The organism is Lysobacter sp. ESA13C (assembly GCF_019970005.1).
Lineage (GTDB): Bacteria > Pseudomonadota > Gammaproteobacteria > Xanthomonadales > Xanthomonadaceae > Lysobacter > Lysobacter antibioticus_B.
The window spans coordinates 207,877-234,107 of sequence record NZ_JAHXYK010000009.1 but is presented as its reverse complement, the minus strand read 5'-3'; the positions used below and the strand labels follow the sequence as shown (position 1 = coordinate 234,107).

Sequence of the window (26,231 nt, the reverse complement as noted above, 5' to 3'; positions counted from 1 at the left end):
GCGGTGCGCCGCCGGGACGGGGCGCGCCACCCGGACGGGCATTGCCGCCGGGACGCGGGCCGGCACCGGGGCGGGCGCCCGGACCGGGCTTGCCGCCGGCCGGACGCGCATTGCTGCGCGGACGTTCGCCGCCGTAAGGATTGAAGCTGCCGGGGTTGGCGTGGTCGGACGGGAAGCTCGGCGCATTGCCGGGGTGACCGTAGGGACGCGGAGCGCGCTGGCCCTGACCTTGGCCTTGACCCTGGCCGCCGCCGCTGCGGCGCTCGCCGCCGTAGGGCGTATTGCCGTTGCGCTCGCCGCCGAAGCCGCCGCCACCGAGGCCGCCGCCGTGCGGACGACCGCGACCGGCGCCTGCACCGGCACCCGCGCCGGGACCGCGTGCGCCGCCCGGCTTGCCGGCGTAGGGCTTACGGCCCTGGCCGTCGGGATTGCGGTGGCCGCTCGGGCCGGTCTCGACGCCATCGGGCACGTACCAGGTACGGAACGCGGCCGGATTGCCGTCGGGCAAGGGCTTGGGACCCTTTTCCTTGCGCTGCTTGAACGGCTTGTGCGACTGGTTGGCCGCGGCTTCGCCGCTGACCGTCAGGCCACCGTGCTTGCGCGGACCGCCGCGGCCGCGACCGCCGCGGTCTTCGCGGACATGGTCGAAGCGGCGCAGCTCGCGGCCTTCGTCGGCGGTGTTGTGGCCGCCGACGTAGCCGTGCGAACGCTCGCCGGACAGGTGCACGGTCGACTTGGCGGCCTTGCGCTGGCCGATCACCGGCTGCAGGGTCAGCGCCGAAGGCGTGCCGTCTTCCAGGCCGAGGTCGCCGCGCAGGGCGTCGACCTTGTCGCCGACCAGCTCCTGCGAGTGGCCGCGCAGCAGTTCGCGCGGCAACGACACGGTGCCGTAGCGGATGCGCTTGAGGCGGCTGACCTGGCAGCCCTGCGATTCCCACAAACGGCGCACTTCGCGGTTGCGGCCTTCCTTGACCACGACGCGGAACCAGTCGTGCGAATCGCTGCCGCCGATGCGTTCGATCTCGTCGAACTTGGCCGGGCCGTCCTCGAGAGCGACGCCGCGGGCGAGGCGGTCGACGAGATTATCGGGAACCTGCTCCTGGCCTTCCGGTGCGCGCACGCGGCAGACGTACTCGCGCTCGACCTCGAAGGAGGGATGCATCAGCGCGTTGGCGAGTTCGCCGTCGGTGGTCAGCAGCAGCAGACCGGTGGTGTTGATGTCGAGGCGGCCGATCGCGATCCAGCGCGCGCCCTTCAGAGCGGGCAGGGAGTCGAAAATGGTCGGACGGCCTTCGGGGTCTTCGCGCGTGGTCACTTCGCCTTCGGGCTTGTTGTACATCAGCACGCGAGAGGGCTCGGTCAGGGCGCTGGCGATGAAGCTGCGGCCGTCGAGTTCGATCTTGTCGCCGCCCTTGATGCTCATGCCGACCTGTGCAGTCTCGCCGTTGACCTTGACCAGGCCGTCGGCGATGCGCTGCTCGAGCGCGCGGCGCGAGCCCAGGCCCGCTTGCGCGAGGACCTTGTGCAGGCGTTCTTCCAGACGCGGCGCCTCGGCGGTGGCGCCGGCATCGCTGCCGCGCTTCAGTGAGAGCTTGCGGCGGTTTTCTTCAGTCATTTCTGTTGCTCCGGCCGGTCGTCTTCGGACTCGGCCTCAAATTCCGGAACGGTCGTCGTCTCGACGGCGTGTTGGTCTTGCTCGTGATCGTTCGCGTCCGCCGCGCGCTCGCCCGGCGCGGCTTCGGGGTCGTCCGAAAGGACGGTTGTATCGGTGTGGGTATCGGTGTCGCTATCGGTATCGCTGTCGCCGTCGACGCTGTCGTCGGCGCCGTCGTTCGAGTCGCCCGATTCGGTGGACCCGGCGACCGAGTCGCCGTCGTCCTCGCCGGCTTCGGCATCGTTGCTGGCTTGATCGAGGCTGGTTTGATCGAGGCCGGTCTCGTCGTCGTGGCCGGTGGCGATGCCGCCGGCGGCGATCGCTTCGCCGTCGAGCGGCAACTGCGGTTCGAGCTCGCCGATGTCCTTGAGTTCCGACAGCGGCGGCAGTTCGTCCAGGCGCTTGAGGCCGAAGTAATCGAGGAAGGTCTTGGTGGTGCCGAACAGAGCCGGCTTGCCGGGGACGTCGCGGTGGCCGACGACGCGGATCCACTCGCGCTCTTCCAGGGCCTTGATGATGTTGCTGCTGACCGCGACGCCGCGGACCTGTTCGATCTCGCCGCGGGTGATCGGCTGGCGGTAGGCGATCAGCGCCAGGGTCTCGAGGGTGGCGCGGGTGTAGCGGGTCTGGCGTTCGGTCCACAGGCGCGCGACCCAGGCATGGACGTCGGCCTGGACCTGGAAGCGGAAGCCCGAGGCCAGCTCGACCAGTTCCACGCCGCGCTCGGCGCAGCCCTCGCGCAGGGTCTCCAGCGCGGTCTCGACGCTGTCGGCCGGAGCCGGCTGGTCCTCGGGGAACAGGGCATGCAGCTGCGCCAGCGTGAGCGGCTGGTTGGCCGCGAGCAAGGCGGCTTCGACGATGCGGGTGACGAGGAGTTGGTCCATGGAATGCGTCTGAATCGTTGCGTTGGCGATCGGCCCTGGAGCCTGTGGGAATCGGTGCCTGGGTCGGTGGTCGGCCGGTTGGCGGCCGATCTAGCTATAGCGGAAGCGGGCGAGGCGGGAGCTGCGTGTCCGGGCCATCACGGCCGCGTTCGCGGAATCCGGAGGCTGAAGTGCAGGAACGTTCGGGCGAGGCGGACCCGGCCCCTGCCGGGATCGAGTCCGTTCCGATCGAATCCGTCCCGATCAAGTCCGTCCCGATCGAATCCGCCCCGGCGAGGCGGAACGACGGCAGCAGCCGAGTCACGACAGCCAAGTCACGAAGCCCGGTCATCGTTGGCGGCGTCGTCGAACTCGCTGCTGAGTTCGATCTCGTCGGGATCCTTCATGAGCGCCAACGACTTGACGTAGATCGGCGCCGGCGGGCGGCCCTCTTCGGGCTGCTCCTGGACGATCTCGATCAACTGTTCCTTGGCCAGGGTCAGCAGGCCCAGGAACGTTACCACTATGCCGAGCCGGCCTTCTTCGACCGTGAACAGCGATTCGAAACGATGGAACACGCCATCGGACATGCGGGTCAGCAGTTCGCCCATGCGCTGGCGGACGCTCAAGGCATCGCGCTTGATCGCGTGCTGGGTGTACAGCTCGGCACGCTTGAACACGTCGTGCAGGGCCAGCAGCATCTCGCGCAGATCGACCGGCGGCGGCAGTTTGACCGAAGCCCGGTCCGGCACGTACGCCTGCGCCGGGCTGGTATCGCGGTCCTGGCGGGGCAGGGTGTCGATGTCCTCGGCCGCCTTCTTGAAGCGCTCGTACTCCTGCAGGCGGCGGACCAACTCGGCGCGCGGGTCTTCTTCGATCCCTTCCTCGTTGGCCGAGCGCGGCAGCAGCATGCGCGACTTGATCTCGGCCAGGATCGCGGCCATCACCAGGTATTCGGCGGCCAGCTCGAAACGCATCTCGTGCATGGCCTGGATATAAGTCACGTACTGCCGGGTGATCTCGGCGACCGGGATGTCGAGAATCTCCAGGTTCTGACGGCGGATCAGGTACAGCAGCAGGTCGAGCGGGCCTTCGAACGCGTCCAGGATGACTTCGAGCGCGTCCGGCGGGATGTAGAGATCCTGCGGAATCTGCAGCACCGGCTGGCCGTGGACCATCGCCAGCGGCATTTCCTGCTGCTGAGGCGTCGTCGGGGCTGGGCTGGATTCGGTCGCGACGGGCGCGGGTTCGTTGCTCATTCGAAACCGGCCCCTCCGGGCCGTCGGCACTGCAGTTACGACGATGCTTGCGGCGCATGACCGCATCGAGAGCCGCGCCAGGTCGTGCAAGGACCGGGATCGAGCTTCCCTGCGGGTGCTACGGACCACTCTATAAAGGCGTGTGCTTTAGGCCCGAACGGCCCCGGCCTGCGCGTCACGACAAGGCGTGGCGGCTGAGACGAAGGGGGTTGCGGGCGTGAGCCGGTGGTCTGCAGCTGTGCACTGGCGTACTGGCGCACCGATGATGTGCGGGGAAGTACGGGTGCTGACGTGGCGACGGCTTGGGTCCTGTCGCGACGGGCCGCTGCATCCGGCCTCGGGCAATTGACAGTTAGGGTAAGGGCTGGGGCGGGCAGTGTCCAGCGCCGGCATGAACGCCGGCCGGGTCGGGGAGCGGTACCGGCCGGCCGGCTCCGGGCCGCCCGGGGTCGCGGGCGCGACGGCGCTCGGGTTTGCCGATCGCCGCGGCGGCCTGTGCGGGGCCTGTCGCCGGGCCGTACAGCTATTTAGACTGGGCAGGCACAACTAATGGACTGGGGAATCGCAATGAACCAAGCAAGGACCGTCGCCGCCGCTCTGGTGTTGGCGTTGGCGGGCTGCAACGCGCCCGCGCCGGAGGCCGGCAAGGCCAATACGGCCGATCCGGCCGCGGCCGCGACTCCGGCTTCTGCCGAGCCCGCAGCCACCGAGCCTGCAACTGCCCAGCCGGCGCCGGCCGAGGCGACGCCTTCGGCCCCCGCCAGCGCGGCGGTGCAGTTGCCGGCCGAGGCCTGCGTGAAGAGCGAAGACGGCTTCGCCTCGTTCTTCGAGCAATTCGTCTACCAGGCGAACGTACGCTCCGCCTATTCCGCGCCGAAGATCGAGATCCGCGACCTCAAGGACCCGGGCAAGCTGCTGGAGTCGCAGACGCCGCAGCAGGCCGGGCCGTTCAAGATCGCACTGGTCGACAATCAGTGGTCGTACGACGAGCCCGGCAAGCAGGCCGGCCAACTCGACCGGGTCAAGATCGAGCGGACCCTGAGCGGCGACCGCATGCGGGTCGACTTCGTCAAGGCCGAGTTCTCGCCCGACGAGGAGGTGGTCAAGACCTTCGGCAAGCCGGAAGCGTATGTGTTCGAGTTCAAGCAAGGGTGCTGGCAGCTGACTCAACAGCTGCGTTGAACCCCGGCCTCTCCCGCGAGCGGGGGCGGCCGTCCGGATAAACCATCGACAAGGAGAAGTACGATGCCCAAGTATTCGATCGTCGAATCGGTCGGTCGTGGCGTACAGCACGTCCACGATTACGAAGACCTCGAGCGCCACCATCCCACCCGCGGCAACGAGCGCGGCCGCGTCTACGGCACCGTCAACGGCGAGCGCGAAGAACTGCTCGGCAACTACGCCGGCACGCCGACCGTCTCGCGCGACGGCGACCACTACGTTTCCAAGGACTTCGTGCTGCAGGCCGGCGGCTCCAGCGCCGTGGCCGTGCCCGCGGTCGCCAACGGCTACATCGGCCGGGTCGACCCGCGCGACGGCATCGTCCAGATCTACGACCGCCCGGCCAACGATCCCAGCCGCGAGATGATCGCGCAGTACCGGCACATGGACCTGCGCAACACCGAGTTGAAGGTCGGCGACCGCGTCGAGTACGGCCAGCCGCTCGGCATCCAGGGCGGTTTCAACAAAGGCGATCCGAACGCCTTCGGCAAGCACGTCCACGTCGACATCAACACCGGCTACCTGCCGCAGATGGAGCGTTACGTACGCGACATCGACAGCGGCGCGATCAGCACCGATCGCCGGCCGCCGCATTCGGACAACCTGACCGGCCCGGCGCAAGTGAGCAACGTCTCCGGCAACGGTCGCGCCGTGCACACGCCCGGCGGCCCCGGTTCGACCACCCAGGCCGCGGCGATGGCCGACGGCGTGCTGCGCAAGGACGAGCGCGGTCCCGAGGTCAAGGCGATGCAGGAGCAGTTGGCCAAGCTCGGCTATAAGGACGCGCAGGGCCATGCGATCGTGCCGGACGGCAAGTTCGGCCAGCACACCAAGGAAGCGGTCGAGGCGTTCCAGCGCGATCACCACCTCAAGGTCGACGGCATCGCCGGTCCGCGCACGCTGGAGGCCTTGAAGAAGGCCGAGCCGGCGCAGGCCCACGACGGGCACAGCCATGCGCGTACCGCCGACCCGGCGCGTGCGCCCTTGCTGTCGGATGCGGCGCACCCGAACAACGCGATGTTCCGGCAGGCGGTCGACGGCTTGGAGAAGCTCGGCCCGCAGGCCGGTTTCAAGAATCGCCAGGAAGTCGAGAACGCCGCGGCCACGCTGACCTACGAGGCCCGCGTCAGCGGCCTGACCAAGATCGACCACGTCGCGCTCAACGCCAACGGCAATGGCTTGTTCGCGGTGCAGGGCGGTCTCAACGACCCGACCCACCACCGCGCTTACGCCGACAAGGCGATCGCGGCGAACCAGCCGGTCGAGCAATCGAGCCAGCGCCTGCAGCAGGATGTGCCGCAAGCGGCGCAGCAGGGCCCGCAGACGACGCAGCAGCAACAGCAGCAACCGGCGCGGCCGATGGTGGCGTGACCGCCAATGGCCCGCGTCTGCCGACGCGGGCCGCTTCGTCGGCGCAAGGCCGGCACGCCGATGCGTTTGCGCGCGCGCCGCATGCGAATACAGCCGACCGGGTGCGCGCAAGCCGGCCCGGAGCCTGCGAGAATGCAGCCTCGCGCGGCGTGCGCGTCCCTCACGAGGTCGAAGTCCAGGCATGTGGTATCTGATCGAAGGTTATGACGTCGCCGATTCCTTGCCCGCGCGCGGCGCGGCGCGTCCCGCGCATGTGGCGCGCCTGACCGCATTGCGCGACCAGGGCCGCTTGTTGCTGGCCGGGCCATGCCCGGCGATCGATGCCGAAGACCCGGGTCCGGCCGGTTTCAGCGGCAGCCTGATCGTCGCCGAGTTCGAATCGCTCGAGGCCGCGCGCGCCTGGGCCGATGCCGATCCCTATGTCGATGCCGGCGTGTACGCGCGGGTCGAGGTGCGTCCGTTCCGCAAGGTGCTGCCGTAATGGCGCTGCCGCGCGAACAGCGCGTCGAGGCGATCCGCCATGCGATCGAGACCGCGCTGGCGCCGGCCTCGCTGGAGGTCGAGGACGAAAGCCATCGCCACGTCGGCCATGCTGGCGCCCAGGACGGGCGCGGGCATTTCCGTGTCGCCGTGGTCAGCGCTGCCTTCGTCGGTTTGAACCCGATCGCGCGTCATCGCGCGGTCTATGCCGCGGTCGGCGATCTGATGAACACTGACATCCATGCGCTCTCGATCAGTGCGCGCACGCCGGACGAAGGCGCCGGCTGAACACGGCGGTCGAAGCGGGGCGCTGATCGCACAGCGCATGTCGCGCTGCAGCATGCGCGCCTGTGCAGGAAGCCGTTAAACGCTTTTCATAACAAGCGCTTTACACTTGTTCTTGAAAACGTTTACAGTCGGGCCACTTTCCAGCCGCGAGGGGCGGTCCAGGAACGTGATGAGCGTGACGATCAAAGATGTCGCCCGTGCGGCGCAGGTGTCGGTTGCGACGGTGTCGCGGACCTTGAACGGCCATGGCAACGTGGCCGAGGAGGTCAGGCGCCGCGTGCTCGCGGTGGCCCAGGACCTGCGCTATACGCCGCACGCCGCCGCGCGCAGCCTCAGCAGCCGGCGCACCCACACCTTGGGCGTGGTCCTGCCCGACCTGCACGGCGAATTCTTCTCCGAACTGGTGCGCGGCGTCGACCAGGTCGCGCGCGAACATCGCCTGCACCTGTTGGTGTCGAGCTATCACGGCCGGCCGGAAGAGCAGGCCGCGGCCTTGCGCGCGATGCGCGGCCGCGTCGACGGTTTGCTGGTGATGTCGCCCTATGTCGCGGCGCAGGCGCCGATCGTCGACGAACTCGATGCCGCCATGCCGATCGTGTTGATCAACACCCAGAGCGCCGTGCCGGGCCTGTTGTCGCTGAGCGTCGACAATTACGGCGGCGCCCAGGCCATGGTCGAGCACCTGGTCGATTGCGGTCATCGCCGCATCGCCTTCATCGCCGGCCCGGAAGACAATTTCGATGCCCACGAACGCCTGCGCGGCTATCGCGAAGCGCTTGCGCGGCTGTTGCCCGATGCAAGCGAATGGGTGCTGCCGGGCCAGTTCGACGAGGCCTCCGGGCATCGCGCCGGCCAGGCCTTGCTTGCCGCGCCACAGCGCCCCGATGCGGTGTTCGCGGCCAACGACATGATGGCGCTGGGCTGTTTGTTTTCGTTCGTGCAGGCGGGCCTCAAGGTGCCCGACGACATCGCGGTGGCGGGGTTCGACGACATCCCGCTTGCACGCTATGTCCACCCGACGCTCACGACCATGCGGGTCAATATCGCCGAGCTCGGTGCCCGGGCGGCGCGTCTGCTGTTGACGCAACTGGGTACCGATGCCGCTGCGCAGGAGCAACAACCATCCATGGACGAGCCGCGGCAGAGCGAACCGCTGCGGCCGGAACTGATCGTGCGCGAGTCCGGGGTACGCCGAGGGGGCGGTGGCTGATCGCGTCGAAAAAAATTTGGACGAACGTGTAAGCGATTACAGAGCAGAGATTGCTCCACCGTTGCAACCTTGCAGTACGTGCTCCTTGGAGGGAGGAAAGCATATGAACCCACACCACTCGCGTCGCTCCAGCAATAAATCCGACAGTAAATCCGGCCATTCCAGGCCCAGCCGCAGCCTGCTGGCCTGCGCGCTCGCCAGCTGCCTGGCGATGGCCGCGCCGATCGCCTTCGCCCAGGGCACCGCCGCGACGATCCGCGGCGTGGTCAGCGGCAATGCCGGCCCGGCCGCGAACGCCAGCGTCACCGCGACCAATCTCGCCAACGGCCTGACCCGCAAGGTGCAGACCGGCGCCGACGGCAACTACACCCTGGCCGGCCTGCCTCCGGGCACCTACCGCATCGACGTCAGCGCCGATGGACAGAGCAACACCCGCAATGTGACCGTCGCCGTCGGCCAGGCCGCGACGCTCAACGTATCGACCGGCGGCGTCGCCGAGGCCGCGCCGAGCGGCGAGGCGACCGACCTCGACAAGGTCACCGTGACCTCGACCGCATTGGTCGAGACCCGCACCTCGGAAATCGCCACCTACGTCAGCAACAAGCAGATCGCCGCGCTGCCGCAGGCCTCGCGCAACTTCCTGGCGTTCGCCGACATCGTTCCCGGCGTGCAGTTCAAGACCGGCACCGAAGGCTCGACCTCGCTGCGCAGCGGCGCCCAGCTCAGCAACGGCATCAACGTCTACGTCGACGGCGTCGGCCAGAAGGACTACGTGCTCAAGGGCGGCATCACCGGCCAGGACTCCAGCCGCGGCAATCCGTTCCCGCAGCTCGGCATCGCCGAGTACAAGGTCATCACTTCCAACTACAAGGCCGAGTACGACCAGCTCAGCAGCGCCGCGATCACCGCGGTGACCAAGTCCGGCGGCAACGAATTCCACGGCAGTTTCTTCTGGGACCACACCTCGGACCAATGGAACGCCAAGACCGTGCGCGAAGAAAAGGGCGAAGTGCCCAAGGCGCAATCGAAGGAAGAGCAGTACGGCGCCTCGTTCAGCGGCCCGCTGATCCAGGACCGGATGCACTTCTTCGTCACCTACGAGGCCAAGGAATACAACTCGCCGCGGGCGATCACCCCGGGCCGCAATTTCCGCATCGACCAGTTGCCGGCGCCGTTCCAGGAGATGGCGCGGCAATCGATCAGCGCACCGTTCAAGGAAGACCTGTACTTCGGCAAGATCGATTGGGCGCCGGGCGATGCCCACCTGATCGAGCTGACCACCAAGTACCGCAAGGAAGACGAGCTGACCAACATCGGCGGCGCCCGGCTGGCCGAATACGGCACCCTCAAGGCCGGCGAGGAAACCCGCGTCGACCTGCGCTATCAGTACAGCGCCGCCGACTGGATCAACGACGCCCACCTCACCTATGAGGACGTGACCTTCGGGCCGCGCCCGGCGACGCTGAGCAACGGTTTCAACCTGCGCGTGCCGCGCCAGGGCCAGGAAACGCGCAACAACCCGGAGATGGAGGAAGTCCTCAACTTCGGCGGCGGCGGCGACTTCCAGAACAAGGGCCAGAAGGGCTATGCCTTCCAGAACGATTTCACCTGGAACGGCTGGGACGGCCACACCGTCAAGGCCGGCCTCAAGTACAAGACCATCGACATCACCGCGATGGAGAAGCAGCCGTACACGCCGCAGTACCGTTACGACATCCGCAATTTCGCCACGCCTTATGAAGTGCGGTTCTCCGGTTCGGCGACCGGCTTCCCGCCGGCGGTGAAGTCCAAGAACAAGCAGTTCGGCATCTATCTGCAGGACGACTGGGAGGTCAACGAGCATCTGACCTTGAATCTGGGCCTGCGCTGGGATTACGAGACCACGCCGAGCTACGAGGATTTCGTGACCCCGGCCAACCTGGTCGCGGCCTTGAATGCCTACCCGAACATCCATAACGCCACCGTCGATTACGACATCAACGATTACATCAGCACCGGCAGCAACCGTAAGGCGTTCAAGGACGGCTGGCAGCCGCGTCTGGGCTTCTCCTACGATCTCAACGGCGACGAGCGCCATGTGATCTTCGGCGGCGCCGGGCGTTCGTATAACCGCAACCAGTTCGACTACCTGTCGTTCGAGCGCTATCGCCTGGCGTTCCAGCAGATCACCTACCAATTCAATTCGCCGAACCACACCTGCACGGTCACGCCGACCGGCAACTGCTTCAACTTCGATCCGAGCTTCAACGATCCGGCCACCTTGGCGGCGTTGGCTTTGCAGCGCCCGAACGCCGGCAACGAGGTGTTCCTGCTCAACAACGACCTGAAGACGCCGTATTCCGATCAGTTCAGCCTCGGCATGCGCAACGCCTTCGCGATGTTCGGCCACGACTGGAATTCCTCGGCGACCCTGCTGCATATCCGCAGCCACGACGGCATCTTGTTCACTCTCGGCAACCGCCGCCCGGACGGCAACTTCTATCCGCCGGGGGTGAGCTTCGGCAGCCCGCCGTTCGGCCAGAACCTGCCCGGTTTCGGTAACTTCTTCATCGGCAACAACGCGGTCGAGACGCGCTTGAATTCCTTGCTGCTGTCGCTGGACAAGCCCTTCACCGAGGAATCGGGCTGGGGCGTCAGCCTGGCCTATACCTACAGCGACGCCAAGGAGAACCGCAACAACTCCGACATCTTCGCGTTCGATTATCCGAACCTGGACGATGTCGGCTTCACCCGCGCGCTCGGTATCTCCAAGCACCGCCTGGTCGCCACCGGCATCATGGATTTTTACGGCATGACCCTGTCGGGCAAGCTGACCCTGGCCAGCCCGGAAGCGGAGGAATCGCTGAACTGCATCACCAACGGGCCGAACCACTGCTATTTCCAGCCCTACACCCCGGGCGACACGATCGGCTTCAAGCAGTTCGACCTGGCCTTGCAGAAGGAGTGGGACACCGGCACCGACTTCAAGTTCTGGGTCCGCGGCGACGTGCTGAACGTCTTCAACTGGCGCAACTACATCGACTACGACACCTTCCGTGGCGTGGTAGGCAACCCGAACGAGCGCCTCGGCGAGCGTCGCGACAACATCGCGCTGCCGACCCGCAGCTTCAAGCTGTCGATGGGCTTCAACTGGTAAACGACAGGCGCCGGCCGTCTGCGGACGGCTGGCGCCTGGTTCTGCGTTCGCTGGCCGGCATACATGTTTGCGGCAACGAACTTTTCTTCATTGCATCGATCTAAATCTCAACACGAAGACACAGGGGTCTTTCGTTTCATGCACCACCTCAAGTCGACAACACGTGCGGTCTCCATCGCTGTCCTGGGCGCGCTGCTGCTCGTCTTGTCCGCCTGCAAGAAAACCGAGACCGGCTCGCAGACCCAGCCGATCGTGAGCGCCGAGCCGGTGGTGATCGAGCCGCTCAAGCAGGAGCGGCTGGAGCTGCCGCCGCTGTTTCGCGATATCGAGAAGCGCACCTTCCAGTTTTTCTGGGACACCACCAACGAACAGAACGGCCTGACCCCCGACCGGTATCCGTCGCGCCCGTTCGCGAGCATCGCCTCGGTCGGCTTTTCGCTGACCGCGTATCCGATCGGCATCGAGAAAGGCTGGGTCAGCCGTACCCAGGCGGTCGACCGCACCTTGTTGACCCTGAAGTTCCTGCGCGACCTGCCGAGCGGCCCGCAGGCCAGCGGCAAGGGCAGTTACAAAGGTTTTTACTATCACTTCCTCGACATGCAGAAGGGACAGCGCTACGACAGCTGGGTCGAGCTGTCGAGCGTGGACACCGGCTTGCTGATGATGGGCGTGTTGTTCGCCCAGTCGTATTACGACCGCGACGATCCGCGTGAGAAAGAGATCCGCGAGGTCGCCGACACCCTGTACAAACGCGTCGACTGGACCTGGCTGCAGCAGAACAAGCCGCTGATCTCGATGGGCTGGTTCCCCGAGAGCGGTTTCATCAAGCACGACTGGGTCGGCTACAACGAGGCGATGCTGCTGTACGTGTTGGCGCTGGGCTCACCCTCGCATCCGGTCGGCCCGGAAGCCTGGACGGTGTGGACGCGCACCTACAACGACGTCTGGGGCGTATACCAGGGCGAAGAATTCCTGGCCTTCGGCCCCTTGTTCGGCCATCAGTACAGCCACGTCTGGATCGATTTCCGCGGTATCCAGGACGACTACATGCGCGAGCGCGGCATCGATTATTTCGAGAACAGCCGTCGCGCCGCCTACGCCCAGCGCGCCTACGCCATCGCCAACCCGATGAAGTGGGAGGAGTACGGCCCGGAAGTGTGGGGCCTGACCGCGAGCGACGGCCCGCAACAGACCTTGCAGGAATACCGCGGCGAGCAGCGCCAGTTCCGCCATTACTCGGCGCGCGGCGCCGGCCTGCGCGAGAACTTCGACGACGGCACCATCGCGCCGACCGCGGCGATCGCCTCGCTGCCGTTCGCGCCGGAGATCGTGATCCCGACCACGGTGACCATGCACGAGCGCTACGGCGAGTACATCTATTCGAGTTACGGTTTCCTGGACTCGTTCAATCCGAGCTTCAAGTACGACATCCCGCTCAAGACAGGGCGCCTGGTGCCGGACCAGGGCTGGGTGTCCAGCGACTACATCGGCATCGACCAGGGGCCGATCCTGACCATGATCAGCAACTATCGCAACGAGTTCGTCTGGAACGTGATGAAGCGCAATCCCTACATCCGCGCCGGACTCGAACGCGCCGGGTTCAAGGGCGGGTGGCTGGCTCCGGCGGATGCCAAGGGCGCCGACGCGAAGGGCAAGGACGGCGAACCGGCGAAGGCCGGCGCCGCCGCAGCGGCCGCACCGGCGAAACCGGCCGGCGCCATGGACCCGGCGACCGCACGCGCGCTCGGCGAGGCCGAGTCGCGCGCCGGGCGCAGCAATGCGCCGTCCAAGCAGACCCCGCCGAAGCCGGAATGAGCGCTTGAACGGTCCATCGACGACCATCGACACTTCGCCAGCCGCCGTACGTGTCGGTGGATGGGGCAGGGCGCTGCGAGGCCTGGTCGCGCTGTGCGCGCTGGTCCTGCTCGGCAGTTGCAGCCATCGAGACGACGGCCGCGAAGTGGTGCGGTTCTGGGCCATGGGCTTCGAGGGCGAGGTCGTCACCCAACTTATTCCCGAATTCGAGCGCCGCCACCCCGGCATCCGCGTTGAAGTGCAGCAACTGCCGATCACCGCCGCGCACGAGAAGCTGCTGACCGCGTTCGCCGGCGACGCCTTGCCCGACGTGTGCGCGATCGGCAACACCTGGATCTCCGAATTCGCCTTGCTCGATGCCTTGACGCCGCTCGACCCGCGCCTGGCGCGGACGCCGTCCGTGCAGGCGCGCGATTATTTTGCCGGCGCCTGGGACACCGGGGTGATCGACGGCCATGCCTATGCGGTGCCGTGGTACGTGGAAACGCGCTTGCCGTTCTATCGACAGGACCTGCTCAAGCAAGTCGGTATCGCACGGCCGCCGGCGACCTGGGCGGAATGGAAATCGGCGATGGCGGCGATCAAGAGGGAGGTCGGCCCGGATCGTTACGCCGTGCTGTTTCCGCTCAACGAGCCGGAACCGTTGCTCAACCTCGGCATCCAGTCGCCCGACCCGTTGCTGCGCGAGGACGGCCGTTACGGCAATTTCCGCAGCCCCGGTTTCAAGCGCGCCCTGAGCTTCTATCGCGAAGTCTTCGACCGGCGCTGGGCGCCGCTGGCGAGCAATACCCAGATCGCCAACGTCTGGAACGAATTCGGCCGCGGCTATTTCAGTTTCTACGTCAACGGCCCCTGGAACATCGCCGAATTCAAGCGGCGCCTGCCGGCCGATCTGCAGTCGACCTGGATGACCATGCCCCTGCCGGGTGAGAACGGGCCCGGCGCCTCGGTCGCCGGCGGTGCGAGCTTCGTCTTGTTCCGCAGTTCGCAACACCAGGACGCGGCCTGGAAATTGATCGCCTATTTGTCCGAGCCTGAGGTGCAGGTGCGCTTCCATGGCCTCAGCGGCAATCTGCCGCCGCGCCGTGCGGCCTGGGATGCGCCGGTGCTGGCCAACGACGTCTATGCACGCGCGTTCCGCGATCAGCTCGAGCGCGCGCGGCCGACGCCGAAGGTGCCGGAATGGGAGCGCATCGCCATGGAGATCAAGCTGGTCGGCGAGCAACTCGCCAACGGCCGCCTCAGCGTGGACGAAGCCGCGGCGGAACTGGATAGGCGCGCCGACCGTATTCTGGAGAAGCGACGCTGGATGCTCGATCAGCAGGCCGCGGCCCGGATGCCCGCGGCCGGAGCGTCGCGGTGAAGCCCGCCACCGCCGGCTGGGTATTCGCCGCGCCCGCGCTGAGCGTGATCGGGCTGTTCTTCGGCTTGCCGGTGCTGGCCGCTCTGGCGCTGAGCCTGACCGATTTCGATATCTATTCATTGGCGCATATCGACAACCTGCGCTTCGTGGCTTTCGACAACTACCTCAATTTGCTGCGCAACCCGCTGTTCTGGAGCGCGCTCGGCAACACCTTGTACTTCGTCGCGGTCGGCGTGCCGCTGTCGATCGCGGTTTCGCTAGGCGCGGCGATGTTGCTGCATTCCAAGCTCGGCCTGTTCAAACCGTTCTTCCGCACCGCGTTCTTCGCCCCGGTGGTGACCACGGTGGTGGCGGTGGCGGTGATCTGGCGCTACCTGTTCCATACCCGTTACGGCCTGGTGAACTGGGTGCTGTCGTGGGTCGGCATCGACCCGGTCGACTGGCTCGGCGACCCGCATTGGGCGATGCCGACCATCATCTTGTTCGCGGTGTGGAAGAACTTCGGCTACAACATGATCATCTTCCTGGCCGGCTTGCAGGCGATTCCGGAAGACTTGTACGAGGCCGCGCGCATCGACGGCGCCAGCCCCGCGCGCCAGTTCCGCCACATCACCTTGCCGATCCTGGGGCCGGTGCTGCTGATGGTCGGCATCCTGACCTTGGCCGGTTATTTCCAGTTGTTCGCCGAGCCCTACGTCATCACCCAGGGCGGCCCGTTGCAGAGCACGGTCAGCGTCCTGTATCTGATGTACGAAGAAGGCTTCAAGTGGTGGAACCTCGGCAACGCTTCGGCGGTGGCCTTCCTGTTGTTCGTGCTGATGACGGCGGTGACCAGCGGCCTGATGTGGGTCGCGCGCCGCAAGGGGGTCGAATGAACGACTCCGGCATGAGTCCGCGCCTGGCGAAGGCGATCGTCAACGGCCTGTTGATCGGCCTGGCGGTGTTGAGCCTGGCGCCGCTGTTGTGGATGTTCGCGGTGTCGCTGATGCAACCCGGCGAAGCCAGCGCGTTTCCGCCGCCGTTGTGGTCCTCGTCGCCGAGCCTGCACAACTACCATGAGCTGTTCTCGCGCATGGGCATGGGCCGGTATCTGTTCAACAGCTTCCTGGTCTCGACCCTGGTCGCCGTGATCGCGGTGTTGCTCAACACCCTGGCCGGTTATGCCTTCGCCAAGCTCGCCTTTCCCGGGCGCGAACGGATATTCCGGCTGTTGCTGGCGGCGCTGGTGATCCCGGCCCAAGTCTCGATGATGCCGCTGTTCCTGATGCTCAAGCAGCTCGGCCTGATCAACAGCTACGCCGGCGCGGTGGTGCCGGGCATGGCCGGTATCTTCGGCATCTTCCTGGTGCGCCAATACGCGCGCTCGATTCCCGACGAACTGCTGGAAGCGCCGCGCATCGACGGCGCCGGCGAGCTGCGGATCTTCTTCCAGATCGTCCTGCCGGCCCTGCGCCCGATCCTGGTGACCTTGGCGATCTTCAGTTTCCTCGGCGCCTGGAACGATTTCATGTGGCCGCTGATCGTGCTCAGCAATGAGAACCTGCAGACCCTGCCGGTCGCATTGGCGTCGCTGTCGCGCGAGCACGTGCAGGACAACGAGATGATGATGGCCGGCTCGGTCGTGACCGTGGTGCCGGTGCTGTTGCTGTTCCTGGTGTTGCAGCGTTACTACCTGCAAGGCCTGCTGGTCGGCAGCGTCAAAGGTTAGAACCGTTCCGCCGCGCGCCTGCGCGGCGCCAAGAGGTGGATCGAATGTCGGAACCCAAGCAAGCCGTCGCGTCGCGTGGGCGTTTGTACCTTACCCGCGCCCATAAAACGGTCGCGAACGCGTTCGCTCTGTGCCTGGCCCTGATCTCGGTTCCGTTGATCGCCCAGGAAAAGCCGCGCTTGCTCGATGGCTTCGAGTCAGCCGCACCATGGACCGTAGTTACCTCCAACCAAGTTAGTGCGAGCCTGCGTCCGGTAGCGGGCGCGAAGGGCCGGGGCCTGTGCCTGGATTACGACTTCAACGGCGTGTCCGGTTACGCCGGCCTGCAGCGCGAACTGCCGCTGGAGTATCCGGACGACTATCGCTTTGCGTTCCAGTTGCGTGGCGATTCGCCGCACAACGACCTGCAGTTCAAGCTGGTCGACGCCAGCGGCGACAACGTCTGGTGGGTCAACAAGCCCAAGTATGTTTATCCGAAGCAATGGACGCCGGTGGTCTACAAGCAGCGCCATATCGGCCGCGCCTGGGGCCCGGCGGCCGATCCGACCCTGCGCAAGAGTGCCAAACTCGAGTTCACCGTCTACAACAGCGTCGGCGGCAAGGGTTCGGTCTGCTTCGATGAGCTGAGTTTCCAGGCCCTGCCGAAGGACCCCGGCGGTCCGCTGACCGGCACGCTCGTCGCCACTTCCAATGGCGAAGGCAGCCGCGCCGAGTACGCGGGCGATGGCGATCCCGCCACCGCATGGCGGGCCGGTTTCGAGAAGGGCACGGCGCCGAGCCTGACCCTCGACCTGGGCCGCGTGCGCGAATTCGGCGGCGCGATCCTGCAATGGGCCCCGGACGAATACGCCTCGCGCTACCGCATCGAGCTGTCCAAGGACGGTAAGCACTGGGACAAGCTCAGGTTGATCGAGCATGGCGACGGCGGCAGCGATTTCGTACCGCTGCCCGAGGCCGAGGCGCGCTATCTGCGGCTATTGCCGGATCGCGGACCGAGCCCGGGCTTCGGCCTGGCCGAACTGAGCGTGCAGCCGTTGGCCTTCGCCGCGACGCCGAACGATTTCATCAAGGAGCTCGCGCAACGCGCGCCGCGCGGCGACTATCCGCGCGGCTTCAGCGGCGAGCAGCCGTACTGGACCGTGCTCGGCACCGACGGTGGCACCTCGCACGGCCTGATCGGTGAAGACGGCGCGGTCGAAGCCTACAAAGGCGGTTACAGCATCGAGCCTTTGTTGTTGACCGATCGGGGCGGCTCGCCGAACGCGGCCTTGAAGACCTGGGCCGACGTCGAGATCGGCCAGAGCCTGCAGGACGGCTATCTGCCGATCCCGAGCGTGAGCTGGCAGGCCGGCGATCTGCAACTCAGCGTCACCGCGTTCGCGCCGTTGCTCGAACAGCGCGACCTGATCGTCGCCCGTTACCGGCTCAGCAATACTTCCAAACAGCCGCGCGATGCCACCCTGGCCTTGGCGATTCGACCCTTCCAGGTCAACCCGCCGACCCAGTTCCTCAGCACCACCGGCGGCGTCAGCGCCATCCACCGCATCGAGATCGACGCGAAGGCCGGCACGGTGAAACTCGACGGCCGTCCCAGCGTGCGCTCGCTGACACCGGTGGATTCGGCCTTCGCCGTGCCGTTCCAGGACGGCGACGTGGTGCGCCATCTGCGCGCCTCGGCGACGCGCTCGGGCGAGAGTGAAGTGTTCGACCTCAACGGGCTGGCGTCGGCGGCTTTGTTGTACCCGATGCGACTGGCGCCGGGCGAAAGCCGTGAAGTGGCCTTGTACCTGCCGCAGGATGGGGCGGAGGATCCGCTGTCGGTCGATCCGGCGCAGGCGGCGCGATGGCAGGACGAAACCGCGGCGCAATGGCGCGACAAGCTCGACCGGGTCAAATTGCGCGTGCCGGCGCAGGGCCAGCATATCGTCGATACCTTGCGCACCGGCCTGGCGCACATGCTGATCAGCCGGGTCGGCCCGCGCCTGCAACCGGGCACCCGTTCGTATGCGCGGGCCTGGATCCGCGACGGCGCGATGATCGGCGAGGGCTTGCTGCGCATGGGGCGCGAGGACGTCGCCGAGGAATTCCTGCGCTGGTATGCGCCGTATCAGTTCGACAACGGCAAGGTGCCGTGCTGCGTCGACGACCGCGGCAGCGACCCGGTGCCGGAGAACGATAGTCACGGCGAGTTGATCTTCACCGTCGCCGAGGTCTATCGCTACACCCGCGACAAAGCCTTGCTCGAATCGATGTGGCCGCACGTGGAAAAAGCGGTCGCGTACATGGACGAGCTGCGCCTGAGCGAACGCACGCCGGCCAATCGCGCGCTGAACCCGGCCTTCTACGGGATGATGCCGGCCTCGATCAGCCACGAGGGCTATTCGGCCAAGCCGATGCATTCGTACTGGGATAATTTCTGGGCCCTGCGCGGCTATAAGGACGCGGTCGAGATCGCGCAATGGCTCGGCCGTAACGGCGAAGCGGAAGCCTTCGCCGCATCGCGCGACCAGTTCCGCGAGGATCTTTATCGTTCGCTGGAAGCGGCGACCCGCGCGCACAAGATCGATTACCTGCCAGGTGCCGCCGAGCTCGGCGACTTCGACGCCACCTCGACCACCATCGCCCTGGCGCCCGGCGGCGAACAAGGGCTGTTGCCCGAAGCGCTGTTGCACAACACCTTCGAGCGTTACTGGAAGGAATTCGTCGATCGCCGCGACGGCCGCCGCGAATGGAAGGACTACACGCCCTACGAGTTGCGCACCATCGGCAGCTTCGTGCGTCTGGGTTGGCGCGAGCGCGCCCACGAGGCGCTGGAGTTCTTCTTCAAGGACCAGCAACCGCGCGCCTGGAACCAGTGGGCGGAAGTGGTCTCGCGCACGCCGCGCAAACCGTTCTTCGTCGGCGACCTGCCGCACGCCTGGGTCGAGTCGGACTATGTACGCTCGGCGCTGGATCTGTTCGCCCACACCCGCGACATCGATCAGGCGCTGGTGATCGCGGCCGGCATTCCCGCGGGTTGGCTGCAGGGCGAAGGCGTGAGCGTGGACGGCCTGCGCACGCCCTACGGCGCCCTCGGTTATCGCTTCAAGCGCGAAGGCCGGCAGGCGAAGCTGGAGATCGCCGCGGGCATCGAAGTGCCGCCGGGCGGGCTGATCCTGCGTTGGCCGTTCGCCGGTGCGCCAGGCAAGACCGTGGTGGATGGACAAGTGAAGGCTTGGCGGCAAGGCGAGCTGAAGATCGAGCGCGTGCCGGCGACGGTGAGCGTCGCGATCGAGGAGTAGGAGCGGCGTCCCAAAGGGATTTTCTCTGGTCAGGAGTCGCGACCGCGAACCTGCGTCGAGCTGCGCGGCCAACATGAAACCCCGCGGTCGCGGCTTGCGTCGCTCCTACCCGAGAGGCTACGGGTACCAGTGCACTTCGAGCGGGGTCGCGCCTTCCAGCCCGATCAGCACCGGCCAGCGCTGCACGTCGCCGCTGGCGAGCGCCTGTTGGAAGGCCTCGCGCTTGGCCTTGCCCTGGATCAGCAGGAAGCGCGATTGCGCCTGGGCCAGGCCGCTCGGGGTCAGGCTGATGCGTTTGCTCCACTGGCGCGCGCCGGGGCAGCCTTCGGCATCGACCACGACATAGGCCAGGCGCGAGGCCAGGCGCGAGGCCAGGCTGCGCTGCAGGTCGGGCATGTCGGGAAACAGCGAGGCGGTATGGCCGTCCTCGCCCATGCCGAGCACCGCCGCGGTGGCCGGTTGCAAGGCGTGGGCGTTGGCGAAAGCGGCCGACTCCTGGATGCTGCGGCCGGGCCGGGTCAGCGCTTCGAAACGCGCCGCGGCGGCGTTGTCGCGCAGCAGATGCTGGCGGACCAGCCAGGCATTGCTGTCGGGGTCCTCGGGTTGCAGCCAGCGCTCGTCGACCAGGGCGACATCGACCCGGCTCCAGTCCAGCGGGGCGCGGGCAAGGGCGCGGTACACCGGCGCCGGCGTGGTGCCGCCGGACAGCAGCAGGCGCACGCGCGGGCGCCGCGACAGATCGCGGCGCAACTCGGCGGCGATCGCCACCGCGCAGGACCAGGTCCAGGTATCGAAGCTGCGATGCTCGTGCCACCGGTAGGGCACAGTGTCCGGTTCGGCAGGGTCGTGCGGGACGGGCGAGGGAGCGTCGAGCATGTCGACGATTCTGGCACGGCCGACTTCAAGACGGCGTGCTCGTCGAGGCGGCTGGGCGACGGGCGCCACGGTAAGGGCGGCATCCCATAGCGATGCCGCTGCGGTCGCAAGCCGCGATCCGGGCTGGCGGGGCGCCGCGCAGCCACGTGTGCGATCGCGGTCGCGGCTTGCGCCGCTCCTACCCTCAAGCGGCGTTCAGTGCGACGGGGCGAGGTCCACGGCCGGGGCGAACTGCGCGGCGAGCGCCGCGGCGCCGAGCAGGCCCGGCTGCGGATGGGTCACCGCCAGGGTCGGCACCCGCGCCATGGTCGGCGAGAACCGGCCCTTGTGCTCGAAGCGCTGGCGGAAGCCGGAATGGGCCAGCCACGGCATCAGTTTCGGCACCAGGCCGCCGGGCAGGAACACCCCGTCCCAGGCGCCGAGGGTCAGCACCAGGTCGCCGGCGGCGGCGCCGAACACCGCGCAGAACACGTCGATGGCGCGCAGGCAGCGGGCGTCGCCTTCGCGCGCCATCGCGGTGATGTCGGCCGGCTGCAGCGGGCCCGGGTCTTCGCCGGCGATCTGGCTGAGGGCGCGGTGCAGATTGACCAGGCCGCTGCCGCTGAGCAGGCGTTCGTTGGAGACGCGGCCGAACTCGCCCGACAGGCGCTGCAGCACTTCGATCTCTTCCGGCGTGCCGGGGGCGAAACTGACGTGGCCGCCTTCGGTCTGCAGCGGGTAGTAGCGGCCGTCGCGGCGCAGCAGCGCGCCGACGCCGAGGCCGGTGCCGGCGCCGATGATGGCGTAGGTGCGGTCGCCGGGTTCGTTCCAGCCGCGCCAGGCGACGCCGCCGATCGGCACCACGTCGGCCGGCTGCAGCAGCGACACCGCCATCGCCTGGGCGGCGAAGTCGTTGACCAGGTCGATGCGTTGCAGGCCCAGGGCGATGCGGGTGCGTTCGGCCGAGATCACCCAGGGGTGGTTGGTGATGCGCGCCTCGTCGCCGTCGACGCGCCCGGCCACGGCGAACACGCCATGGCTCGGGGTGGCGCCGGTGCGGTCGAGGTAATGCCGCGCGGCATCGGCCAGCGAGGGGAAATCGGCGACCGCGAAGACCTGCACGCTGTCGGGCAGCAGCTGCGGCGCGGCGCGGTCGGGTTGGGCGAGGGCGAAGCGGGCGTTGGTGCCGCCGATATCCGCGAGCAGGGCGCCGCTCATGCCTGGCCTCCACGATGACCGTTGACTGGAGGCAGGAAGGCCTCGGCTTCGGCCGGCCCCCAGGAGCCGGCCGGGTATTCGACGATGGGTTGCGCGGTCTGGGTCCAGGCGCGCTCGATGCTGTCGATCCACTGCCAGGCCGCTTCGACTTCGTCGTCGCGCACGAACAGGGTCTGGTTGCCGCGCAGGGCGTCGACGAGCAGGCGCTCGTAAGCGATGCGCCGCTGCGGCGAGGACGACGCCGACAGGTCCAGCGACATCGGCCGCAGTTCCAGCGCGCCCCATTCCGGCGCGGCCAGACTGCCCATCAGGCCCAGCTCGATGGTTTCGTCGGGCTGCAGGCGCATGCGCAGGTGATTGGGGCGCTCGCGGCCGCGGCGCGGGCGCTCGAACAGCCAATGCGCGACCGGCCGGAACGTGATCACCACTTCGGTCGCGCGTTCGGCCAGGCGCTTGCCGGTGACCAGGCGGAACGGCACGCCGGCCCAGCGCCAGTTGTCGATCCAGGTCTGCACCGCGACGAAGGTTTCGACCGGCGCATCGTGGACGAAGCCCTTGACCGCGCGGCCCTCGACCACGCCGGCGCCGTAGCGGCCGCGCACGGTGTTCGCGGCGACATCGGCCTCGGTCATCGGCCTCAATGCGCGCAGCACCTTGCGCTTTTCGTCGCGGATGCTGTCGGCGTCGAGCGCCGACGGCGGCTCCATCGCGATCAGCGCCAGCAGCTGCAGCATGTGGTTCTGGACCATGTCGCGCAGCGCGCCGTAATTGGCGTAATAGCCTTCGCGGCCGTCGACGCCGGCGGTCTCGCCGACGAAGATGTCGACCGATTCGATCCAGCGGTGTTGCCACACCGCTTCCAGCAAGGTGTTGCCGAAGCGCAGCGCCAGCAGGTTCTGCACCGCGGCCTTGCCGAGGTAATGGTCGATGCGGAAGATCCGGCTTTCGTCGAGGCAGGCGCGCAGCGCGACGTTGATCGCGCGCGCCGAGGCCAGGTCGCGGCCGATCGGTTTTTCCAGCACCAGGCGCGACTCGCCTTCGAGCAGGTCGGCCGCTTTCAATCCCTGGGCCACGGGAACGAACAAGTCCGGCGGCGTCGCCAGATAGCTCACGCTCGGGCGGTCGGCGTAGCCGGCCAGGGCCGCGGCGATCGCGGCCTCGTCGCGCAGATCGACCGAGACGTAGGCGATCCGGCCCAGCAGTTCCTCGACCACCGCAGGGTCGTCGGCGACCTCGTTGGCCATGCGTTCGCGCAACCAGGCGCGGAACTCGTCGTCGCTCAGGGCCTGGCGGCCGACCGCGACGATGCGGAATCCGGGCGACAGCAGGCGGTCGCGCCACAGGTGGACCAGCGAGGGAAACAGATAGCGCTGGGAGAGATCGCCGGTGGCGCCGAACAGCAGCAGGGTGTCGTGCATGGAACCCGCAAACCAAGATTGAGGGGGAGGTCGAGCGAACGCCGCCGGGCGTCCTTTACGCCGCCGGGATCGTCGATCCCGGCCGGGGTCCAAGCATATCGCCGCTTGAGCGCCCGGCGGCAACATTCGACGCCGCAGGGTGACGGTGCTGCGCGCGGCGCATGGAAACATCGCGCCGCGCTTGCTTGCATTGCCGTCCCGGCCGCGGCGAGAACGACGCAGCGGGCGTTACGCCGACCGCAATCGGGCCGCGGCGTGCGGCCGGTCTCAGTACGGCAGGGGTTCGGCGAGGTGGGTGCCGTTGCTCGCGATCACCTTCGAATACCAGCGTGCGCTGTCCTTGGGCGTGCGCTCCTGGGTGCCGTAGTTGACGTGGACCACGCCGAAACGCTTGGAATAGCCCAGCGACCATTCCAGGTTGTCGAGCAGCGACCACACCATGTAGCCGCGGATGTCGCAGCCGGCCTGGATGGCGTCGTGGATCGCGCCGATGTGTTTTTGCAGATAGTCCATGCGCAGCGGGTCGCGCACCCGGCGCTCGCCGCTGGCATCGGGCTCGGCCACCGGCGGATCGAAGAAGGCCGCGCCGTTCTCGGTGATGTACATCGGGATGTCGCCGTAGCGCTGCTTGACCCAGGTCAGGGTGTCGGTGAGCCCCTGCGGGAACACTTCCCAGCCGGTCTCAGTGTAGGTGCCGAGCGGCTGGCGCACCACGCCGGTGTTGAGCGGGTAGCTCTCGGCGGCCTTGGTGACGCTGCGGGTGTAGTAGTTGACGCCGATGAAGTCGAGCTTCTGCTGGATCAGCTCGAAATCCGCCTGCGGCCATTCCGGCCAGGCTTCGCCGAAGATTTCGCGCAGTTCCGGCGGGTAGCTGCCGAGCAGGGCCGGGTCGAGGTATTGCTCGTTCATGTAGGCATGGGCGCGCTCGACCGCGGCGGCGTCTTCGGCCGAATCGGTGGCGGCGTACTTGGGCTCGATGTTCACCACCAGGCCGATCTCGTGCTTGCCTTCGGCGCGATAGGCCTGGACCGCGGCGCCGTGCGCGCGCATCAGGTTGTGCGAGGCGATCGGCGCTTCGAAGCGGCTGCGATGGCCCGGTGCGAGCGCGCCGTGCAGATAACCGCCGTCGGTGATCACCCAGGGTTCGTTGAGGGTGACCCACTTCTTGACCCGGCCGTCGAGGGCGCGGTACATGACCTGGCCGTACTCGGCGAACCAGTCGGCGCAGTCGCGGTTGAGCCAGCCGCCGCGGTCGTCGAGCGCGGCCGGCATGTCCCAGTGGTACAAAGTCAGCAGCGGTTCGATGCCGTTGGCGAGCAGCTCATCGACCAGGCGCGAGTAGAAGTCGAGCCCGGCCTGGTTCACCCGGCCGGTGCCCTCGGGCAGGATGCGCGACCAGGACACGCTGAAACGGTAGGCCTGCAGGCCCAGTTCGCGCATCAGCTTCACGTCGTCCTTCCAGCGCCGGTAGTGGTCGCAGGCCACGTCGCCGGTGTCGCCGTTGAGGGTCATGCCGGGGGTGTGGGCGAAGCGGGTCCAGATGCTGGGACCGGCGCCGTCGGCCATCGGCGAGCCTTCGATCTGGTGGGCGGCGGTGGCGGCGCCCCACAGGAAACCTTCGGGAAAGCGACGCTCGGACGTGGGGCGAACAGCAGCAGGGCGGGGATCGGTCATTCGTCGTGGCCTCCGGAGCCAATCGGACGTGCATGAAAACGGTTACATGGCAGAATAGCCCAGGGCGAGGACAAATGCATCGCTCCAGTCGCATTGTCGGGAGAATTCATGGCGAAGGTCACGTTGGATCGTCTGCGCAAGGTCTATCCGAACGGTTACGTCGGCGTCGCCGATGCCAGCTTCGAGATCGAGGACGGTGAATTGTTGGTGCTGGTCGGCCCCTCGGGCTGCGGCAAGTCGACCCTGTTGCGGATGGTCGCGGGGCTGGAGACGATCAGCTCGGGCGAGCTGAGCATCGGCGAGCGTCGGGTCAACGACATGCCGCCGAAAGACCGCGACATCGCCATGGTGTTCCAGAGTTATGCGCTGTACCCGCACATGACCGTGGCCGACAACCTCGGCTTCGGGCTCAAGCTGCGCGGCATGGGCAAGGCCGAGATCGCCGAGCGCGTCGGCGCGGCCGCGGCGATGCTGGAGCTGGAGCCGTTGCTGCAGCGCAAACCGGCGGCGCTGTCGGGCGGGCAACGCCAGCGCGTCGCATTGGGCCGCGCCCTGGTGCGGCAACCGCAGGTGTTCCTGCTCGACGAGCCGCTGTCGAATCTCGACGCCAAGCTGCGCATGGGCATGCGCGTGGAAATCGCGCGCCTGCACCGCCAGCTCGGCACCACCATGATCTACGTCACCCACGACCAGATCGAGGCGATGACCCTGGGCCAACGCATCGTGGTGATGAAGGACGGCAAGATCCAACAGATCGACACGCCGATGGCGTTGTACAACCGGCCGATCAATCTGTTCGTCGCGACCTTCCTCGGCAGCCCCAAGATGAACATCCTGTGGGGCCAGGTGGACGAGCGCGACGGCGAGCTGTTCCTGCGCATCGGCGAGGGCCTCGCGCTGAATCTGCGCCCCGATGCCGAGACCCGCGAAAAGGTGCGCGCCTACGTCGGGCGCGAACTGACGATCGGCCTGCGCCCGGAAGACATGCACCTGGCCGAGGCCGGTCCCGACACCCTGGCGGCCCAGGTCGAAGTGGTCGAGCCGGTCGGCAACGAGGCCTTCCTCAATCTCGGTTGCGGCGGTTGCGACCTGGTCGTGCGCCTGCCGCCGTACAACTTGCCGCGCGCCGGCGACACCGTGCATCTGTCGTACGCCGCCGAGCGCATGCATTTCTTCGATCGCGAAAGCGAACTTCGCCTGTAGCCTATGCCGCAGGGCCTGCATGCAGGCGCGGCGCCTGCGTTCCAGGTGCCCGCGCCGCGCCGCACTTGAGTCCAGCGATGCAGTGAGGGCACACTGCATCGCTGCGCCGGGGGACACGGCGACGGGTCGCGTGCGATCCGTACGGTGGGCGCAGATCGCAGCGAGTGCTAACGTGGCCGGGCCCGAGGGGCGCCGGTCGCAATGCCGCATCGCA

General features: G+C 67.4%; 19 protein-coding genes. 12 read left to right on the top strand and 7 right to left on the bottom strand.

Going from position 1 to position 26,231, the window contains the following annotated elements; all coding sequences use genetic code 11:
- From LC490_RS18360 to LC490_RS18350, 3 genes are all read right to left on the bottom strand, one after another.
- On the bottom strand, window positions 1–1,615 hold a 1,615-nt coding region (locus tag LC490_RS18360), incomplete at its 3' end, for a pseudouridine synthase (RefSeq protein WP_223621129.1).
- Window positions 1,612–2,538, bottom strand: a complete 927-nt coding sequence (gene scpB / locus LC490_RS18355) for an SMC-Scp complex subunit ScpB (RefSeq protein ID WP_223621128.1) — start codon at window positions 2,536–2,538, stop codon at window positions 1,612–1,614. The genes LC490_RS18360 and scpB, both read right to left, overlap by 4 nt.
- A 314-nt stretch (window positions 2,539–2,852) precedes the next feature.
- The gene (locus tag LC490_RS18350; protein ID WP_031370766.1) at window positions 2,853–3,776 is read right to left on the bottom strand and encodes a ScpA family protein; all 924 of its coding nucleotides are present in this window, start codon (window positions 3,774–3,776) and stop codon (window positions 2,853–2,855) included.
- 567 nt (window positions 3,777–4,343) lie between these two features.
- Here LC490_RS18350 and LC490_RS18345 point away from each other — a divergent pair.
- From LC490_RS18345 to LC490_RS18295, 11 genes are all read left to right on the top strand, one after another.
- Window positions 4,344–4,958 (top strand): hypothetical protein, encoded by a 615-nt coding sequence (locus tag LC490_RS18345; protein WP_223621127.1) that lies wholly within the window; start codon window positions 4,344–4,346, stop codon window positions 4,956–4,958.
- Window positions 4,959–5,021: 63 nt separating this feature from the next.
- Entirely contained in the window at window positions 5,022–6,368 is a 1,347-nt protein-coding gene (locus LC490_RS18340; protein WP_223621126.1) for a peptidoglycan-binding protein, read from the top strand.
- 181 nt (window positions 6,369–6,549) lie between these two features.
- On the top strand, window positions 6,550–6,849 hold the full coding sequence (locus LC490_RS18335) for a YciI family protein (RefSeq protein ID WP_223621125.1): 300 nt from the start codon (window positions 6,550–6,552) through the stop codon (window positions 6,847–6,849).
- On the top strand, window positions 6,849–7,136 hold the full coding sequence (locus LC490_RS18330) for a BolA family protein (protein ID WP_031370770.1): 288 nt from the start codon (window positions 6,849–6,851) through the stop codon (window positions 7,134–7,136). The genes LC490_RS18335 and LC490_RS18330 overlap by 1 nt, the downstream gene beginning before the upstream one ends.
- Before the next feature lie 169 nt (window positions 7,137–7,305).
- A complete protein-coding gene (locus LC490_RS18325; RefSeq protein WP_223621124.1) occupies window positions 7,306–8,346 on the top strand; it encodes a LacI family DNA-binding transcriptional regulator in 1,041 nt (346 codons plus the stop codon).
- A gap of 103 nt (window positions 8,347–8,449) precedes the next feature.
- Window positions 8,450–11,482: a TonB-dependent receptor gene (locus LC490_RS18320; RefSeq protein ID WP_223621123.1), complete on the top strand. Its 3,033-nt coding sequence runs from the start codon at window positions 8,450–8,452 to the stop codon at window positions 11,480–11,482.
- Window positions 11,483–11,620: 138 nt separating this feature from the next.
- Complete coding sequence (locus LC490_RS18315; RefSeq protein WP_031370773.1) at window positions 11,621–13,297, top strand: glucoamylase family protein; 1,677 nt, start codon at window positions 11,621–11,623, stop codon at window positions 13,295–13,297.
- A 4-nt stretch (window positions 13,298–13,301) separates the two neighbouring features.
- Window positions 13,302–14,660 carry a sugar ABC transporter substrate-binding protein gene (locus LC490_RS18310; RefSeq protein ID WP_223621122.1) on the top strand — a complete coding sequence of 453 codons (1,359 nt, stop codon included), beginning with the start codon at window positions 13,302–13,304 and terminating at the stop codon, window positions 14,658–14,660.
- On the top strand, window positions 14,657–15,535 hold the full coding sequence (locus tag LC490_RS18305) for a sugar ABC transporter permease (protein ID WP_031370775.1): 879 nt from the start codon (window positions 14,657–14,659) through the stop codon (window positions 15,533–15,535). Before LC490_RS18310 ends, LC490_RS18305 begins: the two co-directional genes overlap by 4 nt.
- The gene (locus LC490_RS18300; protein ID WP_223621121.1) at window positions 15,532–16,368 is read left to right on the top strand and encodes a carbohydrate ABC transporter permease; all 837 of its coding nucleotides are present in this window, start codon (window positions 15,532–15,534) and stop codon (window positions 16,366–16,368) included. The genes LC490_RS18305 and LC490_RS18300 overlap by 4 nt, the downstream gene beginning before the upstream one ends.
- 44 nt (window positions 16,369–16,412) lie before the next feature.
- Window positions 16,413–19,649, top strand: a complete 3,237-nt coding sequence (locus tag LC490_RS18295; RefSeq protein WP_223621120.1) for a discoidin domain-containing protein — start codon at window positions 16,413–16,415, stop codon at window positions 19,647–19,649.
- 117 nt (window positions 19,650–19,766) lie between these two features.
- Here the strand turns inward: LC490_RS18295 and pgl are convergent, their stop codons facing one another.
- The 4 genes from pgl to LC490_RS18275 form a co-directional block, all read right to left on the bottom strand.
- Window positions 19,767–20,525, bottom strand: a complete 759-nt coding sequence (gene pgl / locus LC490_RS18290) for a 6-phosphogluconolactonase (RefSeq protein WP_223621119.1) — start codon at window positions 20,523–20,525, stop codon at window positions 19,767–19,769.
- 195 nt (window positions 20,526–20,720) lie between these two features.
- Window positions 20,721–21,722 (bottom strand): glucokinase, encoded by a 1,002-nt coding sequence (glk, locus tag LC490_RS18285; protein WP_223621118.1) that lies wholly within the window; start codon window positions 21,720–21,722, stop codon window positions 20,721–20,723.
- Window positions 21,719–23,140 carry a glucose-6-phosphate dehydrogenase gene (gene zwf, locus LC490_RS18280; RefSeq protein WP_223621117.1) on the bottom strand — a complete coding sequence of 474 codons (1,422 nt, stop codon included), beginning with the start codon at window positions 23,138–23,140 and terminating at the stop codon, window positions 21,719–21,721. The genes glk and zwf overlap by 4 nt, the downstream gene beginning before the upstream one ends.
- Before the next feature lie 267 nt (window positions 23,141–23,407).
- On the bottom strand, window positions 23,408–24,814 hold the full coding sequence (locus LC490_RS18275) for a GH1 family beta-glucosidase (RefSeq protein WP_223621116.1): 1,407 nt from the start codon (window positions 24,812–24,814) through the stop codon (window positions 23,408–23,410).
- A 108-nt stretch (window positions 24,815–24,922) separates the two neighbouring features.
- Here LC490_RS18275 and ugpC point away from each other — a divergent pair, with 108 nt between their 5' ends.
- Entirely contained in the window at window positions 24,923–26,017 is a 1,095-nt protein-coding gene (gene ugpC / locus LC490_RS18270; protein ID WP_223621115.1) for a sn-glycerol-3-phosphate ABC transporter ATP-binding protein UgpC, read from the top strand.
- Window positions 26,018–26,231 lie beyond the last annotated feature (214 nt).

What these genes read in the sequence shown, in the direction of transcription:
- pgl (WP_223621119.1), bottom strand. Translation starts at nt 20,525, where the DNA reads ATGCTCGACGCTCCCTCGCCCGTCCCGCACGACCCTGCCGAACCGGAC.
- LC490_RS18315 (WP_031370773.1), top strand. Translation starts at nt 11,621, where the DNA reads ATGCACCACCTCAAGTCGACAACACGTGCGGTCTCCATCGCTGTCCTG.
- LC490_RS18295 (WP_223621120.1), top strand. Translation starts at nt 16,413, where the DNA reads ATGTCGGAACCCAAGCAAGCCGTCGCGTCGCGTGGGCGTTTGTACCTT.
- LC490_RS18320 (WP_223621123.1), top strand. Translation starts at nt 8,450, where the DNA reads ATGAACCCACACCACTCGCGTCGCTCCAGCAATAAATCCGACAGTAAA.
- LC490_RS18275 (WP_223621116.1), bottom strand. Translation starts at nt 24,814, where the DNA reads ATGACCGATCCCCGCCCTGCTGCTGTTCGCCCCACGTCCGAGCGTCGC.
- LC490_RS18330 (WP_031370770.1), top strand. Translation starts at nt 6,849, where the DNA reads ATGGCGCTGCCGCGCGAACAGCGCGTCGAGGCGATCCGCCATGCGATC.
- scpB (WP_223621128.1), bottom strand. Translation starts at nt 2,538, where the DNA reads ATGGACCAACTCCTCGTCACCCGCATCGTCGAAGCCGCCTTGCTCGCG.
- LC490_RS18345 (WP_223621127.1), top strand. Translation starts at nt 4,344, where the DNA reads ATGAACCAAGCAAGGACCGTCGCCGCCGCTCTGGTGTTGGCGTTGGCG.
- zwf (WP_223621117.1), bottom strand. Translation starts at nt 23,140, where the DNA reads ATGCACGACACCCTGCTGCTGTTCGGCGCCACCGGCGATCTCTCCCAG.
- LC490_RS18335 (WP_223621125.1), top strand. Translation starts at nt 6,550, where the DNA reads ATGTGGTATCTGATCGAAGGTTATGACGTCGCCGATTCCTTGCCCGCG.
- LC490_RS18325 (WP_223621124.1), top strand. Translation starts at nt 7,306, where the DNA reads ATGAGCGTGACGATCAAAGATGTCGCCCGTGCGGCGCAGGTGTCGGTT.
- LC490_RS18350 (WP_031370766.1), bottom strand. Translation starts at nt 3,776, where the DNA reads ATGAGCAACGAACCCGCGCCCGTCGCGACCGAATCCAGCCCAGCCCCG.
- LC490_RS18300 (WP_223621121.1), top strand. Translation starts at nt 15,532, where the DNA reads ATGAACGACTCCGGCATGAGTCCGCGCCTGGCGAAGGCGATCGTCAAC.
- ugpC (WP_223621115.1), top strand. Translation starts at nt 24,923, where the DNA reads ATGGCGAAGGTCACGTTGGATCGTCTGCGCAAGGTCTATCCGAACGGT.
- LC490_RS18340 (WP_223621126.1), top strand. Translation starts at nt 5,022, where the DNA reads ATGCCCAAGTATTCGATCGTCGAATCGGTCGGTCGTGGCGTACAGCAC.
- glk (WP_223621118.1), bottom strand. Translation starts at nt 21,722, where the DNA reads ATGAGCGGCGCCCTGCTCGCGGATATCGGCGGCACCAACGCCCGCTTC.